Source organism: Herbaspirillum sp. BH-1 (assembly GCF_002870055.1).
In the GTDB taxonomy this organism is placed as follows: domain Bacteria; phylum Pseudomonadota; class Gammaproteobacteria; order Burkholderiales; family Burkholderiaceae_D; genus Herbaspirillum; species Herbaspirillum frisingense.
The window spans coordinates 92,232-112,350 of record NZ_PKOI01000001.1 but is presented as its reverse complement, the minus strand read 5'-3'; the positions used below and the strand labels follow the sequence as shown (position 1 = coordinate 112,350).

At 66.0% G+C, this 20,119-nt stretch carries 11 protein-coding genes; all 11 read right to left on the bottom strand.

Features of this window, described 5'->3' with window-relative positions; translation table 11 throughout:
* Positions 1-7: 7 nt before the first annotated feature.
* Complete coding sequence (locus HBH1_RS00560; RefSeq protein ID WP_102661180.1) at positions 8-1,423, bottom strand: MBOAT family O-acyltransferase; 1,416 nt, start codon at positions 1,421-1,423, stop codon at positions 8-10.
* Positions 1,424-1,448: 25 nt separating this feature from the next.
* Positions 1,449-2,117, bottom strand: a complete 669-nt coding sequence (locus tag HBH1_RS00555; protein ID WP_102661179.1) for an alginate O-acetyltransferase AlgF — start codon at positions 2,115-2,117, stop codon at positions 1,449-1,451.
* Positions 2,114-2,785, bottom strand: a complete 672-nt coding sequence (locus HBH1_RS00550) for an SGNH/GDSL hydrolase family protein (protein WP_039876752.1) — start codon at positions 2,783-2,785, stop codon at positions 2,114-2,116. The genes HBH1_RS00555 and HBH1_RS00550 overlap by 4 nt, the downstream gene beginning before the upstream one ends.
* 22 nt (positions 2,786-2,807) lie before the next feature.
* Positions 2,808-6,902, bottom strand: a complete 4,095-nt coding sequence (locus tag HBH1_RS00545; protein ID WP_102661178.1) for a cellulose biosynthesis protein BcsC — start codon at positions 6,900-6,902, stop codon at positions 2,808-2,810.
* The gene (gene bcsZ, locus HBH1_RS00540) at positions 6,878-8,125 is read right to left on the bottom strand and encodes a cellulose synthase complex periplasmic endoglucanase BcsZ (protein WP_102661177.1); all 1,248 of its coding nucleotides are present in this window, start codon (positions 8,123-8,125) and stop codon (positions 6,878-6,880) included. Before bcsZ ends, HBH1_RS00545 begins: the two co-directional genes overlap by 25 nt.
* A complete protein-coding gene (bcsB, locus tag HBH1_RS00535; RefSeq protein ID WP_102661176.1) occupies positions 8,118-10,430 on the bottom strand; it encodes a cellulose biosynthesis cyclic di-GMP-binding regulatory protein BcsB in 2,313 nt (770 codons plus the stop codon). Before bcsB ends, bcsZ begins: the two co-directional genes overlap by 8 nt.
* Positions 10,427-12,820, bottom strand: a complete 2,394-nt coding sequence (gene bcsA, locus HBH1_RS00530; protein WP_102661175.1) for a UDP-forming cellulose synthase catalytic subunit — start codon at positions 12,818-12,820, stop codon at positions 10,427-10,429. The genes bcsB and bcsA overlap by 4 nt, the downstream gene beginning before the upstream one ends.
* A complete protein-coding gene (bcsQ, locus tag HBH1_RS00525; protein ID WP_102661174.1) occupies positions 12,817-14,292 on the bottom strand; it encodes a cellulose biosynthesis protein BcsQ in 1,476 nt (491 codons plus the stop codon). The genes bcsA and bcsQ overlap by 4 nt, the downstream gene beginning before the upstream one ends.
* Positions 14,293-15,013: 721 nt before the next feature.
* Complete coding sequence (locus HBH1_RS00520; protein WP_233207478.1) at positions 15,014-17,341, bottom strand: ATP-dependent DNA helicase; 2,328 nt, start codon at positions 17,339-17,341, stop codon at positions 15,014-15,016.
* Positions 17,338-19,020, bottom strand: coding sequence for a VRR-NUC domain-containing protein (locus HBH1_RS00515; RefSeq protein WP_369878585.1), 1,683 nt, complete (start codon positions 19,018-19,020; stop codon positions 17,338-17,340). The genes HBH1_RS00520 and HBH1_RS00515 overlap by 4 nt, the downstream gene beginning before the upstream one ends.
* 91 nt (positions 19,021-19,111) lie before the next feature.
* Positions 19,112-20,017, bottom strand: a complete 906-nt coding sequence (locus tag HBH1_RS00510) for a LysR family transcriptional regulator (RefSeq protein ID WP_102661172.1) — start codon at positions 20,015-20,017, stop codon at positions 19,112-19,114.
* Positions 20,018-20,119 lie beyond the last annotated feature (102 nt).

The following is a 20,119-nucleotide window of genomic DNA, read 5'->3' as shown; positions in this document are numbered from 1 at the left end:
CGCGGGATCAGAACTGGAAGTAAAGGAAAGGCACCGTCTCGCGGCTGGCAATCAGCGCGAAGGACAGCAGGAAGCCGGCCACCGGCCACAACCGGAGGAACCAGAGATACACCACGCTATCGGCCCAGCGCACCTGGCTGGCCTCCTGCCACAGGGGCGCGACGATCCAGAACAGGCCCAGCAGCACGGCCAGCGCCTGCACCGGGCGCAAGACCACGGCCAGTGCATCGCTCAAGCCCATGCCGTGCAGCCCGAACTGGCCGGCATACATGGTGGCGGCAGTGGCGAAGTCGGGCGAGCGGAACAGGGTCCAGGCCAGGCAGACGAACAGCAGCGTGAGCACATGCGCCAGCCAGCCCGGAATGGCGGGCAAGGATGAGCGCGACCAGGCGCGATCCAGGCACAGGGCCAGCCCGTGGGCCGAGCCCCAGAGCAGGTAGTTCCAGCTGTCGCCGCCATGCCAGAGACCGGCGATGGCCATGGTCAGGAACAGGTTGCGGTAGGTCTTCCACACCCCATGGCGGTTGCCGCCCAGGCCGATGTAGAGATAGTCGCGCAGCCAGCTGGAGAGCGAGATGTGCCAGCGCCGCCAGAAATCCTGGATGCTGCCGGCCAGGTAGGGATGGTTGAAGTTTTCCGGGAAGTGGAAACCCAGCATCAGCCCCAGGCCGATGGCCATGGCGCTGTAGCCGGAAAAGTCGAAGAACAGCTGCAGCGAATAGGCCAGGCAACCGATCCAGGCGTCCACGAAGCCGGGCTGCTGCAGGTGGAAGGCGGCATCCACCACCGGCGAGAGGGTGTCGGCCACCAGCACCTTCATGGCCATGCCGACCATGAAGCGGCGCGCGCCCAGGGAAAAATTCTCCCAGTTGAACCAGCGCTGGGTCAGTTCGCGCTGCACCCAGTCGTAACGGATGATGGGGCCGGCGATCGAATGGCCGAACATGGAAATGTAGGTGGCGTAGTTGATGAAGCTGCGCTCCACCGCCACCGTGCGCCGGTGTACGTCCACCAGATAGGAGATCGCCTGCAGCACGATGAAGGACAGGCCGGCCGGCAGCGCCACCTTCTGCCAGGCCAGCGGCATGGCGCCGTACTGGACCATCAGGTCGCTGATGGTGGCAGCGACGATGTTGGCGTACTTGTACCAGACCAGCACCGCCGTATTGAAGACCACCAGCGCCGTGAGCAGGCGCACGCGCCCTCGCCCGTCCTCGCGCGAGCGGTCCACCAGCAGGCCACCGACCCAGGCCACGATGGTCAGCACCACGTGCAGCGACAGGAACAGCGGGCTCAGCCAGCCGTAGAACAGCCAGCTGCCCAGCAGCAGCACGAGGTTGCGCCCGCGCTGCGGCACCACCGCATAGACCAACAGGAACAGCGGCAGGAACAGCGTCAGGAATTCAAGCGAGGCAAAGACCATGGCGGCAGCGCAGTCGGGCGATGGATCAGTTGGCCAGCTTGTCGGTCGCCGCCAGCAGGCGCGGTCCCTTGTCCGATGGCAGCAGCAGCACGCTGTAGCGTTCGCCCGCCTTCAGTTCACCCAGGTCCAGCGCCGAGCCGGTGTTGGCACCGCCGCACACCAGTTGCACCGAGAGCTTGACCGGGTTGATCGAGCGCCGTTGCAGGCTGCCCTGCTTGACGTCCTTGAACAGGTCGGCGTTACGCCCGGCCGGGCGCAGTGCCGCCCCGGCGCAGGAAGCATCCAGGTTGAAGAAGGCCAGCGAGGCCTTCAGGCCGTTGAAGTCGTCCGGGTTGTCCTGCACCGTCACCTGGCTGATGCCCTTGGCACCGGGCAGCACCACCACCGTGGCGAATTCGCCGGGCTTGGCCTGCACGCCCAGCTCCAGGCTCCTGGCGCCGACCGTGAGGGTACCCTTGATGGTCGACTTGGCCGTCACCGGGAAGAAGGACGAGACCGGCTTGGCCGCTTCCAGCTTCAGCGGCGGCTGGCCCTTCTGTGCCAGCACCTGCAAGGGCTCGGAAGTCGCGTTGACGAAGCGGATGAAGGCCGCATCCTCGGCCGGGCCGGTGGGATAGAGCGGGATGTCGGCAGCCAGCGCGCTGGCGCCGCACAGCAGGGCCGCAGCGGCGGCCAGTGCCTGCATCACCTTCATTTCTTGGCTCCCTTGCTGCTCACGGCGTCGGCCGGCAGCTTGGCCAGCGCGTCGCCGATGGCATTGCCCCAGGACTTGTAGCCGGCCACGGTGAAGTGCTGGCCATCGGTGGTAACCCATTGGCCGGGCTTGGACATGGTCAGCGAATCGATATAGGTGCAGGGCGCCACGTTGGAAGCCAGGAAGCGCGACATCAGCTGGGTGCGCGCGTCGTTCTTGCCGTACATGCCGCCGGCCTTGCCCCAGGCCGGGCCGACCCACGCACACTTGGTGCCGGTGGCGGCAATCGCCTTGGTCAGGCCGGTCACGCTCTGCCAGGCCCAGGCCTTGGGGAAGTCCGGCTTGTCGTAGGAGGCCATGGTGTCGCCGATGACCAGCACCACCAGATCCGGCTTGTCCTTGGCGATGAGCTGGCCGATCGGGGTGGTGGTGGCTTCGCGACCCTTGATCTGGATCTTGCCGTTGTCGACCTGGTCGGCGCCGCAATCGACCTTCTTGGTGGTCAGCCAGTCGCCGGCGCTGGCGCCGCAGGCGCCGATGGAATGGACCTTGGCGCCCAGCTGGGTCAGCTTGGCGTTGAGGGGTTCGGTGAGGTGGTCGGCCAGACTCATGTGGCTCTCGCCAAGCACCAGGATAGTCAGACCTGCCAGAACGGATGCAGTAGCCATAGCGATATGTCGATAAAAAGGATCAGTTGGAATAAGGAGAACGGTACGGACTGACCGGCAGGGTCAGGAAGCTGCCCTGCATGTCCTCCAGCGTGTAACGCAGATACATGGCGACGTTGAGTTCACGGAAGTCGCTCGAATTGTTCAGACGCAGCGCGCCACCGACGAACAGGCGGGGCGCGAAGCGGTATTCGCCGTTGCCTTCCAGGCTGTAGCCCAGGCCGGTCTTGGTCTGCTGCGCGTACTGACGACCACTGGCGGCCTGCAGTGCGGCATCGGTGGGGAAGTAGTCAGCCCCATCCTGGCGGAAATACTGCATCCCCACCGAGCCCTTGAGCTGGAAGGTGAACTTGTCGGAACGCTTGGCCCAGGTGACCGGCACGCCCAGTCCCAGGTAGGCCTGCGGACTGAAGTAACCGCCATGGCCGTAGGTATAGAAGTTCTGGTTGTTGGCGTAGCTGATGACGGTGGCCGACACGCCGGCGGTCATCTTCTCGTCCTCGGCATTGGTGAGGTACTGGTAGGCACCGCCACCCAGTTCCACCCGGGTGTTGGATTCCACGTTGCGGCCACGCAGGCTGTGCAGCGCGCCATAGGCGTAGACCCCGGTCTGGGCATCGTCCGAACTCATCTCGGCACGACCGCCGTTGGCGGTCACGCCGCCCCAGGACAGACCGGCGCGGGGATCGGTGCTGCCGGCAAACGAGGTGATGCTGTCGTTGACCGCGCGGCGCGACACGTTCACTGCGAAGCGGTTGGTGCTGCTGCCAGGGAAGGACTGCTCCACGCTCACCCCGCCAACGATGTTGGGGTACTTGAAGCCACGCGGCGTAGTGCCGAGGTCGGCCTTGACGCCATCCTCGGGACGCTCGTAGGCCACCGCCACCCCGACGCCGCTGGCGCTCTGCTTGCCCAGGCCGGTGGCACTGCTGCCACCACCGCCGAAGCGGCTGGCCGGTTCGTCGCCGAGGGTGCCGCCGTCCAGCGAGACCGGCGTGATGCGCACGGCCACGCGGTCGTTACCGACGGGCATGTTCACCTCCAGCGGGGCCTCGATGTCGTTCATGCGGCTCAGGCCCGACTCGCTGGCATTGCCGCGCACTACCACACCTTGCGTGACGTAGGCGCTGCGCGATTGCAGGATGTCGTTCAGGGCGCGCTGGGCCGGGCTCAGGTTGTCCACGGCGGCGCCATTGGCGGACGTTCCCTGCATGGCCAGCAGGGCGCGCTGGGTGGCCGTGGCCGCGCCGGGCAGCGCGGTGGTGGGGGCGTTGGCGACGTTGGCGACGTTGGCATTTCTGGCGCGCACGCCCGGCTGGGCCTGGGCATATGCCCCGCCCTGCACCGGTGCTGCAGCCACCGGTGCGGCCGAACTGAACACCGGACCCAGTGCGGTGCCGTAGGCCGGCGCTGGTTGGGCCTGCTGGGCTTGTTGTGCTTGCAGGGCCTGCTGCGCCTGCAACTGGCGCTGCGCCATGGCCGGATTGGCCGGCATGGGCAGTGTATCGACCACGGCCGGCGCAGCCATGGCCACCGGGCGCAGCATGGTTTCGGCCGGCGGCGGAATGGCGGCCATGTCGTCGCTGCCCGGCAGGCGACGCTGGGTGCGGAAGGGATTGATGGCCGGATCGAAGCCATTGCCCTGCGCCGCCAGCGTGCGCTGGCGCGCACCGTTCTCAATCGCCACGGCCTTGCGCAGCAGTGCGGTGGCCTCACCGGTCTTGCCCAGGGCGCGATAGATGCGTGCCGCCTCGGTCAGGGTGGTGGGGTCGCTGCTGTCGAGCTTGCCGAACTGGTCCAGCAGCTTCAGGGCGTAGGCATTCTCGCGGGCCTGCACGGCGGTGTCGGCCGCGCCCAGCAGGACGTTGGCGTCACGCGGATTGCGCTGCACCAGCGGCTGGTACAGGGCCAGTGCGCGCAGGTTGTCGCCAGCCGCATTGAACATGCGGGCCAGGGCAGCGATGGCGTCGTTGTCGGTGGGGCGCTGTGCCAGTGCCGGAGCCAGGGTGTCGTAGGCGGCGGCCAGGTCACCGCCCTGGCGCAGGCGTTCGGCCTGGCGCACGCGGTAGAGGAAACGCAGGTCGTCGTATTGCTTGCGGGTGGCCGCATTCATGCTCTGGTTCTGCAAGGCGGTGAGCATGTTGTAGACCTGCGCATCTTCGCCGGCGCGCAGCAGGATGGAGGCGTATTGCAGGCGCGTATTGACCGAGGGCGTGGCCGGTGGATTGACCAGCGGCTGCATCATCGCCATGGCGCGCGGGGCGTCGCCGGCATCGACATAGGCCGAGGCCAGGGTACCGGTGCGCTCCGGATTGCCGGCCGCCTGCGGCTGCACGCGATCCAGCAGGACCAGGGCTTCCTGGCGCTGGCCGGTCTTGACCAGTTCGGTGGCGTGATTGACCTGGATGGTCAGTGTCACCTGGCTGGCCAGCTCGTTCATGGCGGCGGTACGGCGCTGATCGGGGATGCGGCGCAGCGTGTCCAGGGCGTCCTGCCACTGCTCCATTTCCACCGACAGCAAGGCGCTGGCATACAGGGCTTCGACGTTGTCGCGATGTTCGCGGGTGAAGTCGTCGATGGTGGTGCGCGCCTGCTTGGCCTGCCCGGCCTTGACGTACAGGCGGGCCAGGTCGAAGGTGGTCCAGACGTTGTCGGGGTCGTTCTTGACGGCCTCGCGCATGGCTGCCAGGGCGCCATCGATGTCGTTGCGCTGCTCGGCCAGGCTGGCCTGCTGACGTGCGCGCAGGGCACGCAGGCGCCCCTGGTCGCCGAATTCGTTCTGCTGCGCCGGGGTCAGCTGGTCCAGCAGGCGCAGGGCTTCATCGGCGTGGCCGGTCTGCGCCAGCACGTTGACCAGGCCACGGATGGCCGGCACCTGCTTGGGCTGCGCCGCCAGCACCTGGCGGTAATTGGCAGTGGCGGCTTCGTACTGGCCGGCACTGGCCTGGATATCGGCAATGGCCACGCGACCATCGAGGCTCTTGGGGTCCAGGCGCATGGCCTGGGCCAGGGCATCCTGCGACTGCGCGGTCTGGCCGCGTGCCTGCAGGTCACGGCCACGCTGGATCAGCAGCCAGTAGCGCACGCTGTCCAGGGCTTTCTTCCAGGACGTGCCGCCCCTGGCGACCGAGCGGGCCAGCAAGGGCTCAGCCTCGGCCAGGCGGTTCTGCTGCTGGCGGATGACGCCCATGCCACCCAGGGCATCGACATCGTCGGGATGCGAGGACAGGCGCTCCTGGAAGGCCTTCTCGGCTTCCTGCAGGTCGCCCTTTTCCAGGGCCTGCAGGCCGCGTCCAACCACGGTCGGCTGCTGGCCGACGGCCACCTGCTGGCGGCCCTTGGCCAGCAAATCGCGGATCTGCTGGTCGTCGGGATGGCTCTTGATGAATTCTTCGAACAGCGAATACTGTGCCGGCGACGGCGGCCCCTGCCAGATCAGCGCCAGGCGCCAGCTTTCGTCGGCGTCGCCGCCGATGTCGGTCTTCTTCGACAGGCGTGCCAGCTGGCGGATGCCTTCCAGACGGCTATCTTCGTGGCGTGCCAGCTGCTTGGCGTAGAACAGGGCCAGGATGCTGTCGTCCGGGGTTTCGCGCAGCAGGCGTTCCATGCCCTTGCGCGCTTCGGGCCAGGCCGCGTCGTTGAAGGCCAGGTTGTTGTAGTACTCGCGCCCTATCGTGCCTTGCGGGGTGAGTCCGTTGAACATCTTGCGGAAGGTGTCGGTGGCGCGGTCGCGTTCACCGGCGTCGACCAGGCGGCGGGCTTCGGCCAGCAGGGCCTTGTTTTCCGGCTTGGCCAGGGCGATGTCCTGCGCCAGCTGGTTGGCCTGCCAGGGTTGTGGCGACAGCGCCTGCAGGCGGTCCAGGTACTGCTTGGCCTGCTGCGGCTTGTTCTGTTTCACGCCGACCAGGCCCATGCCGTAGAGGGCGTTGACCTGGTTGGCATCCAGTTGCAAGACCTTCTGCCACACCTCGGCGGCACGCTGCGAGTTGTCGCGTGCCTGCCAGTACTGGCCCTGTTCGATCAGTTGAGCCGCCAGCTCCGGCTCGGCCGCATGAGCGGCCACACCCAGCAGCGCGCTCAGGACTCCGATGGCTAGCGTTGAACGGCGCGCGCGCATGACTTCTCCCAGGACAAATTAAGCGTTCCGTCATCGCGGAACTGATAGCGTTTCTCGACCCATCCCAATCCGAACAGGCCCAGCATGACGTTGTAATACAGGATTTCGGGGCGCGGGTCAGGCTGCGCCAGTCCGTTCTCCAGTTGTTGCGTGACGGCACGCTGCAGTTGCGCCGCCATGGCGGTTTCGCCCTTGGCGACCAGATAGGGTAACAGCGCGGCGCTAAAGCCGAACGGTGCCTGTCCTTCGGTCGCGCCCGTGGTCACCTGGACCTTTTCGGGCGGCACACCGGTCGCGGCCAGGCTCTGGCGCATGCCATCCAGTGCCGCCAGCAGCGGCGCGGCCGCCGGATCGCGGGGCGAGGTCATGCCGGCCCACAGATACACGCGGATGGCGTCATAGCTGCCCAGGTCGCCCTTGGCGGGATCGACCTGGAACTGCCCGGACTGCACCGTCAGCATGCGGTAGGCCACCCAGTCGGCCACGTAGCCGCGAGGCGCCGAGCCCTGGATCATGCGCAGTGTATTGTCGGCCAGTTGTTGCCAGGGACCGTTGGGTCGTTCCTTTTGCAGGCGGCGCAGCAGCGGCAGCGGCAGATAGCTGGGATTGAGCGTCCACAGCGCATTGCGCTGGTTGAAGCCCTGCGGCCCCGGCAGCAGCATCTTGCCCAGGCCGGGCAGGTCCACCACCAGCTTGGCTTCGATATTGTCCAGCAGCTCCAGCGCCTGCTTGCGGTATTGCGGACGCTGCCACAGGCGCGCCGCTTCCAGCAGGGTGTAGACGATCCAGAGATCGGCGTCGGAGGCCGAATTGGCGTCCTGCATCTGCCATTTGCCGTCACTGCCCTGCCCCCACAACCAGCCCGGCAGGATCTTGCCGGGGTCGTTGCCGAGCATGTTGTGCAGGGTCCAGTTCCAGACCTTGGCAAAGCGCGTGGCATCGTTGGCGATGAGCGCCAGCAGCATGTGGTAGGACTGGCCTTCGGAGGTAGTGTGATTGGGCAGCAGGCTGGAGTGCAGCACCCGGCCATCGTCCTGTACATGTGCTGCAGCCCAGGATTGCCATGCCGGCCAATCCTGGGCTGTGCAGTTCTGCTGGGTCGCGGCCAGGGCTGGCAGCCACGGTGTGGCTGCCAAGCCGCCCAGTGCGCCCAGCAGGCCGACCACCCGGCGCCGGCGTGGGGAGGCGGCCCTGTTCACTACCGAATGCCCGGCCTTACGCATTGAGGCGCTTTCTCGCCTTGGCGCGCAGGGTCAGGTAGGCCAGGCCACCCAGCAACAGGATGCCCAGGGCCACCATCAGGAACATGCTCACCACGTGCTGCGACAGCCACCAGCGCAGCATGCGCAGCGGCGACATACTACCCACGAAATACTGTTGCTCTGCCAGCAGCGGTTCGATGCTCTCGCCGCGCACCGCCACCAGGCTACCCTGGACGGCACCGGATTCGGCTTCCTTGCTGGCCAGGGCCGACATGATCTGCGACAGGCCCAGCTTGTCGCCACCGGCCAGCACCACCACGCTGCGGCTGCCGTCCAGCGGCGACTCGAAGCCGGTCAGGTAGGAAGTCGGGTCACCGCCCGAGAAGGCCATCTGCAGACGGGTGCGACGCTGCGCAGCCTTCGGGTCCAGGCCCAGCCAGCCACCCACGCGCAGTGCCAGGTCCGACAGGTCGAAGCGCTGCTTGTCGCCGGTCACCAGGGTGGGCAGATGGTCGGCCCATTGCTTGAGCAGGGGCTGGTTCTGGCCCGAGGCCATCACCAGCAGGTCCTTGTCGGCGAACTTGGCGATCTGCGCGGCCTGGGTCACGGCCACACCCGTGGCCGGGTAGCCGGTGGCGCTGCCGAAGCGGCCCAGCGCGGTCAGGTAGGCCGCCAGGTCGGCATCGCTGGCGTTGTCCGGCAGGACTACGGCAGTCTCGGACAGATCGGCCATGCGTGTGAAGGGGAAGCCGGCATCCTTGAACACGCCCAGGTTGGGCATGGCCATGAAGTGGTCGTAGCCGCGCAGGTCGATGGTGGATTCAGGATCGATGCTGCCGCGCACGTTGTCGATGATGATGTCGGCACACTCGCCCTGCTTGACGTAGTCATACATGTAGCGCAGTTGCAGGCGCGATTGCAGGGCCGCGGTCTCCAGCGGCAGGCGCACGCTCATCTCGCGCTCCAGGGCATCGCTCTTGATGGCGGCCAGCAGGCCCTGGTCCAGCTTGTCGCGGGGCAGCAGTACGTCGGACTTGATCAGACCATCGTTGAAGCTGACGATCAGCGAGGAATTGCTCGAACGCGGCTGCGGTGTATAGCGATAGTGCAGGTCCAGCTTGGCACCGTCCTGGCGCCAGCTCGACAGCGCCGGCGGGAAGTTCAGCGGAATGGTGATGTCGCCCGGGTTGTAGCCGGACACATTGAGACGCTTGGCATCGATCAGTTCGGACAGCTTCACCGGACGGTCGGTGGGCAGCCAGTTGGGCGCATCGTAAGGCTTGCGCGGCGCCACCGGTTGCAGCTTGTCGATCACCACCGAATTGCCGGCCACCGCCTTGTTGCCCAGGGCGGCGGCCGCAGCGGCACGCTTGACCTCTTCGGCATTGCGGCCGGTCACCAGCAGCAGCTTGCCGTTGGGATCGTTGGGGTTGGTCACCATGGTCAGGGTCGGGCCCTTGGGGGCGGCGATTTCCAGTGCGCCGATCTGGCTGGCGCCTTCGCTGCTGACCAGCACCACGCCATTGCCCTTGGCCGGCAAGGCGTTGATCTGCACCGGGAAGCGCGAACCACGATAGCTGGCCAGCGCCCCGAACCAGGACGACAGCGTGCCGGCGGCTTCCAGGGTGCCATTGTCAGGCGCGGCGGCGAACACGAAGGGCAGGTTCAGCATGCGCATGTCGCGGCGGTCGAAGAACGGCAGCGGCATCATTGACAGGTCGTCCTTCATCGGCAGCGGCGTGGTCTGCAGGGCCAGCACCGATTCGTTGCTCACGCGTGCCCACAGGCTGGAATGCAACGGGTTCTCGCACCCCATGGTGTAGTGACCGATGAACTGCAGGCTCAGGCGATTGAACTCGGTGATCAGCTTGGCCGGAATCTCGACCTTGCTGGTCTGCAGGGCACCGGCATTTTCCTTGGGCAGCGGGATGCTGCCGGCCACCACGTCGTTGACCATCACGTTGATCTGCGACAGGTCCGGCAGCAGCGCCGGCGAATAGGTGTATTGCAGGGTCACGTTGGCGCCGGTCACCACCTGGTTGGCCGGCACGTCGAAGCCGACGCTGTCGGTGGCATCCACGCCGTGCAGCGTGATCGGATAGCCACGGCCCAGTTGCGTGAGGCTGAAGTTGTAGGGATCACCGGCCATCGGCGAGGTGGCCGCACCAGTAGCACCACCGGCGGCAGAGGGAGCTGCAGGGGCCGCCGCGGCAGCCGCGAGGGCCTGGATCGGCAGGCTGCCCGAGGCCACTACGCCGGCCATGATCAGACAGATGGAGCGCCGACGGAAAGTCGGGTTCTTTCCAGGAGACTGCTTGTTTTTCATTGTTTTTCCATTGATTTGTCGAATGCCTGAACCACCACATCGGCCGGGACCGCACCTGCCGCTGCTGCTACGGGAGTGCCTGCGGCCGCTGCTGCCGCAGCTGCCGGCGCGGCTTCCACCACCGGATCCTGCTTGGCGGCAGCCGCCGCCGGCGGGCGCCGCGTATCGCGCCACAGGCGCAGCTGGATCAGGGTGGCCCGAATGAGTTCCTTGACGCCGCTCACACCGATGAGCGAGACCTCGCGCAAAGCCTTCAACGGCGTATCGCGACGGCTCTTGCCCCAGTTGTTGGCCCAGATGTCGGCGCGCGAGAAGGTCAGGCGGACCAGTTCGCTGTTCTGGCGCAGGGTCAGCTCATGGAACTGGGCGCCGACCATTTCGCCACGGCTGAACACCACCACGGCCGGGAATTCCTTCTCCTGCTGGTTGCGGAACAGCGTCACATTGATGTGCTGGCCACGGGCGATCGTCACGCCCTTGGGCAGGCGCAGGCCAATGCCCTTCTGCGAAAAGTCCAGCGTGGTGCCGCTGACCTCATTGCCATCGGCCAGCTTGATGCGCACCGGCAGCTCGGCAGCCACGCGCGGCTCGCTGCGCACCTGGCGGGTTTCGGAAGCCACCGCCATGGCGGCGCTGCTGATGATGACGTTGTACAGCGTCCAGGCCATGTTGATGAGGATGGTGGTCATCGCATTGGGGTCGCCCATCACCAGCTGCCAGACGCCGAAGACCATGCCCAGCAGGTTCAGCAGCAGCAGCACGATGTAGGGGCGCGCCAGCTTCCAGTCGAAGTGCTTGTCGAGGATGATGCCGCCCTTGTCGGTGACGTTGAAGCCACCCAGCTTGGGGTTCACCAGCGCCAGCAGCACCGGGCCGAGGATGTACCAGGCCAGCACGGTCTCGTAGACCTCGTTCCAGAACGAATGGCGGAAACGCCCCTGGATGCGCGAGTTGGTCAGGCTGGCGTGCAGCACGTGCGGCAGCACATAGGCCGTGATCATCAGCGCCGAGGCGTGGAAGATGTGGGCACCGAAGAACAGGTAGGTCAGCGGTGCGGTCAGGAAGATCAGGCGCGGCAAGCCATAGAAGAAGTGCAGCATGGCGTTGAGGTAGCAGAACCGCTGCCCCAGCTTCAGGCCCTTGCCGCGCAGGGGGTTGTCGACCCGGAAGATCTGCGCCATGCCACGCGCCCAGCGCACCCGCTGGCGGATGTGACGCGCCAGGTTCTCGGTGGCCAGACCGGCCGCCTGGGGGATGGCCAGATAGGCGGTGTTGTAGCCGGCACGGTTCATCTTCAGCGCCGTGTGGGCGTCCTCGGTCAGGGTCTCGACGGCGATGCCGCCGATCTCCATCAATGCGGTACGGCGCATGACGGCGCAGGAGCCGCAGAAGAAGGCGGCGTTCCAGAGGTCGTTGCCATCCTGTACCAGCCCGTAGAACAGTTCACCTTCATTGGGTACGGAACGGAAGGTATTGAGGTTCTTCTCGAAGGGATCGGGCGAGAAGAAGAAGTGCGGCGTCTGCAGCATCGCCAGCTTGGGGTCCTTGTAGAACCAGCCCATGCAGATCTGCAGGAAGGAACGGGTCGGCACGTGGTCGGCATCGAAGATGGCCACGAATTCGCCGTCGGTGACCTTGAGCGCTTCGTTGAGGTTGCCGGCCTTGGCGTGCTTGTTGTCCGAGCGCACCAGGTAGTTCACGCCGATGTTGTTGCAGAACTCGCGGAAGTCTTCGCGACGGCCGTCGTCCAGCACGTGCACGCGCAGCTTCTCCTGCGGCCAGTCGATGGCCTGGGCAGCGAAGATGGTCAGCGAAACGATGTCCAGCGACTCGTTGTAGGACGGGATGAAGACGTCCACCGTCGGCCATTCCGAGGGCGGCATGGTCAGCATCTGCGGCTTGCGACGCAAGGGCCAGGCGGTCTGCAGGTAACCCAGCGTGAGCACGATGAGCGAATAGATTTCGGCGGCCAGCAGGCCATAGCCGAAGATGATGTCGAGCCAGTCTTCGAAGGCCAGAGTGGAGGTGATGCGCCAGTACATGTAGCGCATCGAGACGATCAGCGACAGCGTGATCAGCACCAGTACCGGGAAGCGGCCGGACTGCTTGCGCAGTATCAGCGCCGCCACGAAGCAGCCGATCGCGAAGATGCACTGGGTATAGAACTCCAGCGGCACCGACACCAGCAGCAGTGCCAGCAGTACCGCCACCAGCAGCAGGCCCAGCTGCAGCCAGCGACGCGGCCGCCGGGGCAGTGCTTCAAGGCGCTCGCCCCAGGTCTGGATCCAGGTCTGCAGGCGGTTGGAGGTGGGTGCGGCCGGGTCGGCGGCAGTAGCTGCCTGGCGGGTCTTGGAGGAACGGGATGGCGACTGCGCTTGCGGTTGACTCATGATGCGCGTCCACCTGCAAGGGCGGATTTGACGACCTCGGCGTGCAATTGCTCGCTGATGGTCCGGAGCTGGTCATAGGCCGGCGAATGCCCGGCCTTGACCAGCGGATTGAAGCCGTAGGCCAGGCCTTCGCTGATGGCGTGGTCCAGTGCGATCACGCCAGCCAGGCGCGACCCCATCCAGCGCTTGAGGACTTCCAGCATGTCCTGGCTGAAGGTGCGGGCGGCGTTGTACTTGTTGACGATGTAGCGGCAGTTGTTGCGGCCATGCAGGGCCTGGCGCATATGTTCCAGCGCCAGGAAGGAACCGGCATCGGGGGTCACCACCGCCACCACCTGGTCGGCCGCTTGCAGGGCCTGGTCGAAGTAGGCGCTCTGCCCGGCCGGCAGGTCCAGCATGACCACGTCGCCCGGCTGCAGGTCCATGGCCTGCAGCTGACGCGTCAGCCAGTGCGGATCGAGTGCCATCTGCCGGGCAATCCCGGCCTCGCCCTGGTGCGCCACCACGTCATGGGTGACCACCTTGGTGCCGGCGCTGCCTTCACGCCAGGTGGCACGCCAGTCGGGCGCCTCGGCGGGGACCGCCGCGGGCGCCGGGCCGGCGCTGCCGGGTTCGGGCAATGCGCTCACACCCAGGTGGTATTGCAGGGCATTCTGGGGATCGAGATCGATGGCGATCACCCGGCCGTGCCGCGCCAGCGCGCAGGCCAGTGCCGAGCACAGGGTGGTCTTGCCCACCCCGCCCTTGGGCGAGACGATGGCAATGACCTGGGCCGGCGTGGAGGGCGTGAGGCTGGCCAGCGCATGGTTGGCGCCGGCCGCTTGTTTGGACTGACGTTGCTGGGCGACTTCCCCCAGCAGCGAACGCAGCATGGAAGGCACGGCGGCATCCGCCACCACCGTGGGCATCACGGCAGGAGCGGTCGCTGTCACCAGCGCAGCCGCCAGGGGTGCCGGCGCGGGCGCGATGGCCTCACGCGTGACCAGGGCGGCGTCGGCCGGCTGGGGCTCGGGTGAATCCGATTGGGCTTGAACTTGAACTTCAGCTTCAGCTTGAACTTGTGGCTGCGCCGGGATTTCCGCAGGCAAGGGGCTGGACGCTGGCGCCAGGGTCGACGAGACCAGGGCCGCCATGGGGGCGGGATGCGGTGCCGAAACAGGGGCCTCGACCTTGGCCGCCGCCACATCCACATCCACCACCGGATCCATCACGGGTTCGATACGCTGCTGGGGCGCCACCGACTTGGCCACCATGATGGGCGGCACGCTCTTGACCACGGCCGGAGCAGCCTGTGCCACCTGCTCGGCCACCCGTTCAGCCTGCTGCTGGACTGCGGGCGCAGCCTCGACCACCACCTTGGGCGCAGCGGGCTTGCGCACCGGCTCCTTGTAGTCGATCGCGGCCTCGATTTCTAGATAGCCATCCACAGTTGCCCCGAACTTGCTCAGCAAGTTGGAGATATCGTTTCCCATTTCTTTGCTCCCTGCTCAGGATCACGGGTGCCGGCTTTTGGCCAGAGGCATCGGACCTGCCCTAAACCTTGTTAAAAATCGCTAAGCCTTCTCAATTTTCGCCATTGGTTGGCTACGTGCATCGCTCCGCTCTGTCGGCGGTCAGTTTCCCCGCGTGCAGCGAAGAAGTCCCCATGGGCCAGGATGAAGAAATGTTATAAAAACGACCACATTTCAGATGTTGTCATTAAAACAAACAAATCCTGATATCGCAACCTTCAATTGAGCAAAACTTGAAAATTTTCGAAAAGAAGCTGTTCAGTTCCCGGTAGGAAATGCTGAAGAACAAGGTCAGCATCTTATCTTTCTCGCAACGCCTTTGTCGCCTATTAGTGACACATTGCAATTAAATCCGTCGCAGATTTGGCACATCTGCCCGCACACCGTTCACAAATTTCTGACTGAAGATGAACAACATTTCATTGAACGCCTGCCTGCGCGCCTTGGCGACCGATGTGCTGGCGGCTCGTCTCTAGCCGCGAAAACGCATCGCTATCGTATGCGATCCGAAAAACTTGTCACTCGGGAAAACCCTGATAGTGGCTGAGAGAGCACAGGATGGATTGTTGTGCCGACATGCTGCGCTGTTGTGACTTCATGCAAAAGCGTAACAATCAAGCAACATCACACCACATCAAGCAACAAGCGGACCATGGAAGAGGCAGAAGAACGAGCAGCCGCGCTAGCCCTGCTCCACCTGCCACCAGCCTGGCAACAGGGCCTGGACTTCCGGGCGGGCGAAGCGCTGGTCGATCAGCCAGACCGTGCCCTGATCGGTTTCGGTGCGGATGACGCGCCCTGCCGCCTGCACCACTTTCTGCAGTCCGGGATAGAGATAGGTGTAGTCGTAGCCGGCGCCGAACAGGGTCTGCATGCGTTCGCGCAGTTGTTCATTGACCGGATTGAACTGCGGCAGCCCAAGCGTGGCGACGAAGGCGCCGATGAGGCGCTCGCCCGGCAGGTCCACGCCCTCGCCAAAGGAACCACCCAGCACGGCAAAGCCGATGCCCTGCCCGCCGCAGGTAAAACGCGCCAGGAAGGCGTCACGCTCGGCTTCGGCCATTCGTGGCGACTGTTGCCAGGTGGGAATGTCGGGATGCTGTCGATTCAGCGCATCGCGGGCCTGCTGCAGATAGTCGAAGCTGGAAAAGAAGGCCAGGTAGTTGCCCGGCTGCTGCCGGTACTGCTGCGCCATCAGGGCGCAGATGGGGTCGATGGACGCGGCGCGGCGCTGCCAGGTGGTGGATATCTCGCGCGCCACCCGTACCTGCAACTGGCTGGCGTGGAATGGAGAATCGACATCGATCCAGGCGGTCGACGGCGGCATGCCCAGCAGGTCGGCGAAATAATGCCAGGGTGCCAGCGTGGCCGAAAACAGTGTGGTCGACTGCGCAAAGGCAAAGCGCGGCCCCAGGAAAGGCGCCGGCACCACATTGCGGATGCACAGCAGGTTGTCACGCTGGTCGTGGCGCGTCAGGTCGAACAGCGAATGCGGGCCGAAGGACTCGGCCAGCCGGACGAAGGCCATGGCATCGAAATGAAAATCGCGCAGGGCCGGTTCCAGCGGCACCGCCACCTGGGCCAGGTAGTCGTTGAGGGTGGCGATGCAGTTGCTCAGGGCATCGACCAGGCGCGCCGGTGGCGCCTCCAGCACCTGATAGGGCAGGTCGGCGCCCTTGGTCGCCGTGGTCCAGGCACGCGCCAGCTGCTGCAGCGGCCGTGCCACGGCGGGGGGTGCCACCGCCCGTGCCGCGCGCAGGCCGGCGCGACTCAACTGGGCGCTGTACATGCTGCGGGCGCGGGCCACCAGGTTATGCGCCTCATCGGCCAGTACGCTGACGCGCCATTCGTGGGCCTGTGCCATCGCGTGCAACATGGCGCCGCCGTCGAACCAGTAGTTGTAGTCACCGACGATCAGGTCGCTCCAGCGCGTCATCTCGCTGCCCAGGTAGTAGGGACAGACCTGGTGCGCCAGGGCGATCTCCTGCAGGCGCTGGCGGTCCAGCAGCGCAGCCTCCAGGCAGGCCGAGCGCGCTGCCGGCAGGCGATCGTAGAAGCCCTGCGCCAGCGGGCAGGAGTCGCCCCGGCACAGGCGGTCCGGATACTGGCAGGCCTTGTCGCGGGCGCACAGCTCCAGCACCCGCAGCGGCAGGCCTTGGCCCTCCCTGTTCTTGAGGGTGGTGGCGGCGTCCAGCGCCAGTTGCCGGCCGGGCGTCTTGGCGGCGAGGAAGAGGATCTTGTCCAGTCGCTGCTCCGGTGCCGCCTTGAGCGCCGGGAACAGGGTGCCCAGGGTCTTGCCGATACCGGTCGGCGCTTGCGCCAGCAGGCAGCGGCGGCTGCGATGGGCGCGAAACACGGCCTCCGCCAGTTGCCGTTGACCGGCCCGGAACTCCCCATGCGGAAACGCCAGGGTCTGCAGGGCAGTATCGCGGGCGGCGCGATGCGCCAGTTCCTGCTCGGCCCAGTCGGCGAAGCGTTGGCACTGGCTGGCGAAGAGGCTGGCCAGTTCGTCGCGGGGCCGGGTCTCCTCGAAGCGGGTTTCCTGCTGGCTGCCGATCTCGAAATACACCAGCGCCAGCCTGATCTGCGGCAGGTCCAGCTTCTCGCACATGAGGTGACCATAGACGCGCAACTGCGCCCAGTGCAACTGTCGATGGTTCTCGGGCTGGCTGGAGAGCTGGCCGCGATAGGTCTTGACCTCTTCCAGCAGTTGCTGTTGCGGGTCGTATCCGTCGGCGCGACCGCGCACGTGCAAGGAGCCATGCTCGGCCGCCAGCGCCACCTCGCTCTGGTAGTGCTCGCCGCGCCGGGCGGCGACGATGGCGTGGCCGGCGATGCCCTCCTGCGCGGTCGGGGTGGGCGTGAAGCGCAGGTCCAGGTCACCGACCTTGGCGGTGAATTCGCACAGGGCCCGCACGGAGACGCGGTAGCGCGGCGCCTCGTCCGTAGCAGGCGCCACCGTGGATGCGGTGGATGCGGGAGGCGTGGTGAACACGGCGACAGAACTCATGCGGCCAGCGCCTCCCACTGCAGGTAGCAGACCGAGACCGGCATGCCGTGGCGGGCGCAATAGTCCAGCCAGCGCAACTGGTTGTCCTGCAGCTTGTCGCCGGGGCCTTTGACTTCGATCATGCGGTAGCTGCGCTGCTGCGGCCAGAACTGGATCAGATCGGGGAAGCCGCTGCGGTTCTCGCGCACGTCCTCCAGGATGCGCAGGCACCACAAGCGCAGGTGCGCGGGCGGGATGCAGTCCAGCGCCAGCTCCAGCAGCTCACGGGTGAGCCCACCCCAGGCCACGAAGGGCGATTGCACGCCGACCTTGGCATCATGGGTGGCCAGGATGGCGGCGCGATGGCTGCCATCCTCCAGCCGTGCCAGGCAACGCTCGAACTGCGCACGCCGGCGCCCATGGAAGTCGGCGCTGAAGAGGTCAGCCGGCTCGCGCTGGAAGGGATGGAAGAAGGCACCGGGAATGGCGGCGAAGATGGCCTCCCAGCACAGCAGGCCGAACAGGGCATTGGCCAGCACATTCTCGACATAGAACACTGCGGCCTCTGGCTGCTGCCGTTGCAGGTAATCGCCCACCGCCAGTTCGACCCGTGCAGCGCCCTGGCGGGGCAGGTGCAGGTCCAGGCGATCGACAATAGCGGCGCGGCGCCGCCCCGGTGCCGGCTGCCCCAGCTGACGCGCCAGTCGTGGTGCGATGCGTGCCAGATGCTGGCGCTCCGCTTCGCTTTCCGGCGACTGTTGCGCAGTGCGCAGCAAGCTGTGCGCGGCGCCGAAGCGGCCCAGTTTTTCCAGCACGCGGATGGCACGCGCCCTGGCACCCGGATAGGCGCAGCCTGCATAGACGGCGTGGGCCTGGGACAGGTCCTGCTGCTTCTCGAACAACTGGCCGATGCGGAACATCAATCGCTGGCGCCGGCTGTCCAGCCAGGGATTGTCGAACGCGCCGTGGGGCAGCATGGGCAACAGGCTGCCCGCAGCGGTGCCGGCCTCGTAGGCCTGGCGACAGGCGTGCAGCTGCAGGTAGAGATCGATGTCGGCACGGCTGCGAAAACCCCTGGCCTCCGGCCCCAGCGTGACCCGCTCATAACGCAGGGTGCCGATATCGGCCAGCACGAATTCGCTCCAGTCCTGGCGCAGGTTACCGAATAACATCAGCCGCAGGCGTTCGCACAGCGGCCGGTTCAGCAAGCGCACGGCCTGGTCGCTGCCCTTGTGCTGCCATTGCGAAAAAGGCCGCGGATGACCGTGGGCAGCATCCTCGGCCAGCAGGGACAACAAGGCGTCCTTGCGCAGGGCCTTGCACGCAGGCGAGCGCAAGGCCGGCGAATCGAACTGCACCAGCAGCTCGGCCCGGGTCGATAACTGGGCGAACTGCTGCAGGCTCAGCACAGGGTCATGTTCGACCCAGGCCCCTGGCAGGCCACGTAAAGCCTGCAATGAACAATCGATCTCTGGATAGCCCAGTTTACTGACGCGAAAGAGTTCACCTTTACGCATCATCATGCGCACGAACAGCGCGCGCGAGGCCAGCGGCAAGCCGGGGAAGGCGGTGATGAAGTCGCGTTCTTCCGCGTTCAGCAGATCGCCATAGCGCTGCGCCAGCCAGTCCAGAACCTGCTGGAAGTTGCCGAGGTAGTAAAAACGGTGGGTGGGGTCCAAAACAGCGGCCATGGGATGCATCTGGGGCGTTTAACTGTATATAAGCACAGTATAACGCGTCTCCCCTTCCGACTGCCCGCAAGGACCATCGGAAGAACCATTGCAAGGGCGATTACAGGCGCGGGGCCAGCGCCTCGGCGAAGAACTCCGTCACCGCCCGCACCCGGGCCGGGATGAAGCGGCGGCGCGGCCAGACCAGGCAGATGTCGCGGGTGTCGTCGATGAAGTCATCGAGGACGGTGATGATCTCCGCGTCCTGCAGCGTTCCCCTGCCCTGCCCTTGCTCCGGCTCCACCAGCGAGGCGCGATTGAACATGCCGATGCCCAGGCCCGCCTGCACCGCGCTGAGGATGGTCTCCACGGTATTGGACGAGAGGTTGCCGCTGACCGGCACGCTGAACCGCCCCTGGCGACCGGTGAAGTGCCATTCACGCATGTCCTTGTAGATGAGGCAGTTGTGATGCGCCAGCGCCTGCGGCGTGGCCGGCACCCCGTGCTGCGCGAAATAGCGGCGCGAACCGGCGCACACCAGCGGGCTGCTGGTGATGCGCTTGACCACCGCATCCGGATGGCGCTCCGGACTGACCCGGATGGCCAGGTCGATGCCCTCGGCCAGCAGGTCGTTGACGCCATCGGCCAGTTGCAGGTCCAGCCGCACCCCGGGGTAGCGCGCCAGCAGCGCCGGCAGTAGCGGCAGGACGTGCAGCCGGCCGAAGGTCGCCGCCGCCGCGACCCGCACCGGGCCGGAGATCTCCAGCGTGGTGCGCATGATCTCGCCATCGGCCTGGGCCATCTCTTCCAGCAGCGGCTGGGTGCGCTCGTAGTATTGGCGCCCGTGCTCGGTCAACCGCACGCTGCGCGTGCTCCGCTGCAATAACTGCACGCCCAGGCGCTTTTCCAGCGCGTTGACCGACTTGCTGATGGCCGACTGAGAATCGCCCAGCCGCCGCGCCGCCGCCGAGAAGCCACCGGCCTCGACCACGGCGACAAAGGCGCTCAGCTCATGAAATCTGTCCATCTTCCGTCTTCCTCGGTGTTGCCCTGCCTTGCCTTCGTCCTGTCATCAGGATGGCGAACAGGAATTTATTCCATATTGGAATAAGAATAATCGAATTCCAGC

Coding starts and splice junctions, on each gene's coding strand:
- HBH1_RS00560 (WP_102661180.1), bottom strand. CDS start 1,423: ATGGTCTTTGCCTCGCTTGAATTCCTGACGCTGTTCCTGCCGCTGTTC.
- HBH1_RS00555 (WP_102661179.1), bottom strand. CDS start 2,117: ATGAAGGTGATGCAGGCACTGGCCGCCGCTGCGGCCCTGCTGTGCGGC.
- HBH1_RS00550 (WP_039876752.1), bottom strand. CDS start 2,785: ATGGCTACTGCATCCGTTCTGGCAGGTCTGACTATCCTGGTGCTTGGC.
- HBH1_RS00545 (WP_102661178.1), bottom strand. CDS start 6,902: ATGCGCGCGCGCCGTTCAACGCTAGCCATCGGAGTCCTGAGCGCGCTG.
- bcsZ (WP_102661177.1), bottom strand. CDS start 8,125: ATGCGTAAGGCCGGGCATTCGGTAGTGAACAGGGCCGCCTCCCCACGC.
- bcsB (WP_102661176.1), bottom strand. CDS start 10,430: ATGAAAAACAAGCAGTCTCCTGGAAAGAACCCGACTTTCCGTCGGCGC.
- bcsA (WP_102661175.1), bottom strand. CDS start 12,820: ATGAGTCAACCGCAAGCGCAGTCGCCATCCCGTTCCTCCAAGACCCGC.
- bcsQ (WP_102661174.1), bottom strand. CDS start 14,292: ATGGGAAACGATATCTCCAACTTGCTGAGCAAGTTCGGGGCAACTGTG.
- HBH1_RS00520 (WP_233207478.1), bottom strand. CDS start 17,341: ATGAGTTCTGTCGCCGTGTTCACCACGCCTCCCGCATCCACCGCATCC.
- HBH1_RS00515 (WP_369878585.1), bottom strand. CDS start 19,020: ATGCATCCCATGGCCGCTGTTTTGGACCCCACCCACCGTTTTTACTAC.
- HBH1_RS00510 (WP_102661172.1), bottom strand. CDS start 20,017: ATGGACAGATTTCATGAGCTGAGCGCCTTTGTCGCCGTGGTCGAGGCC.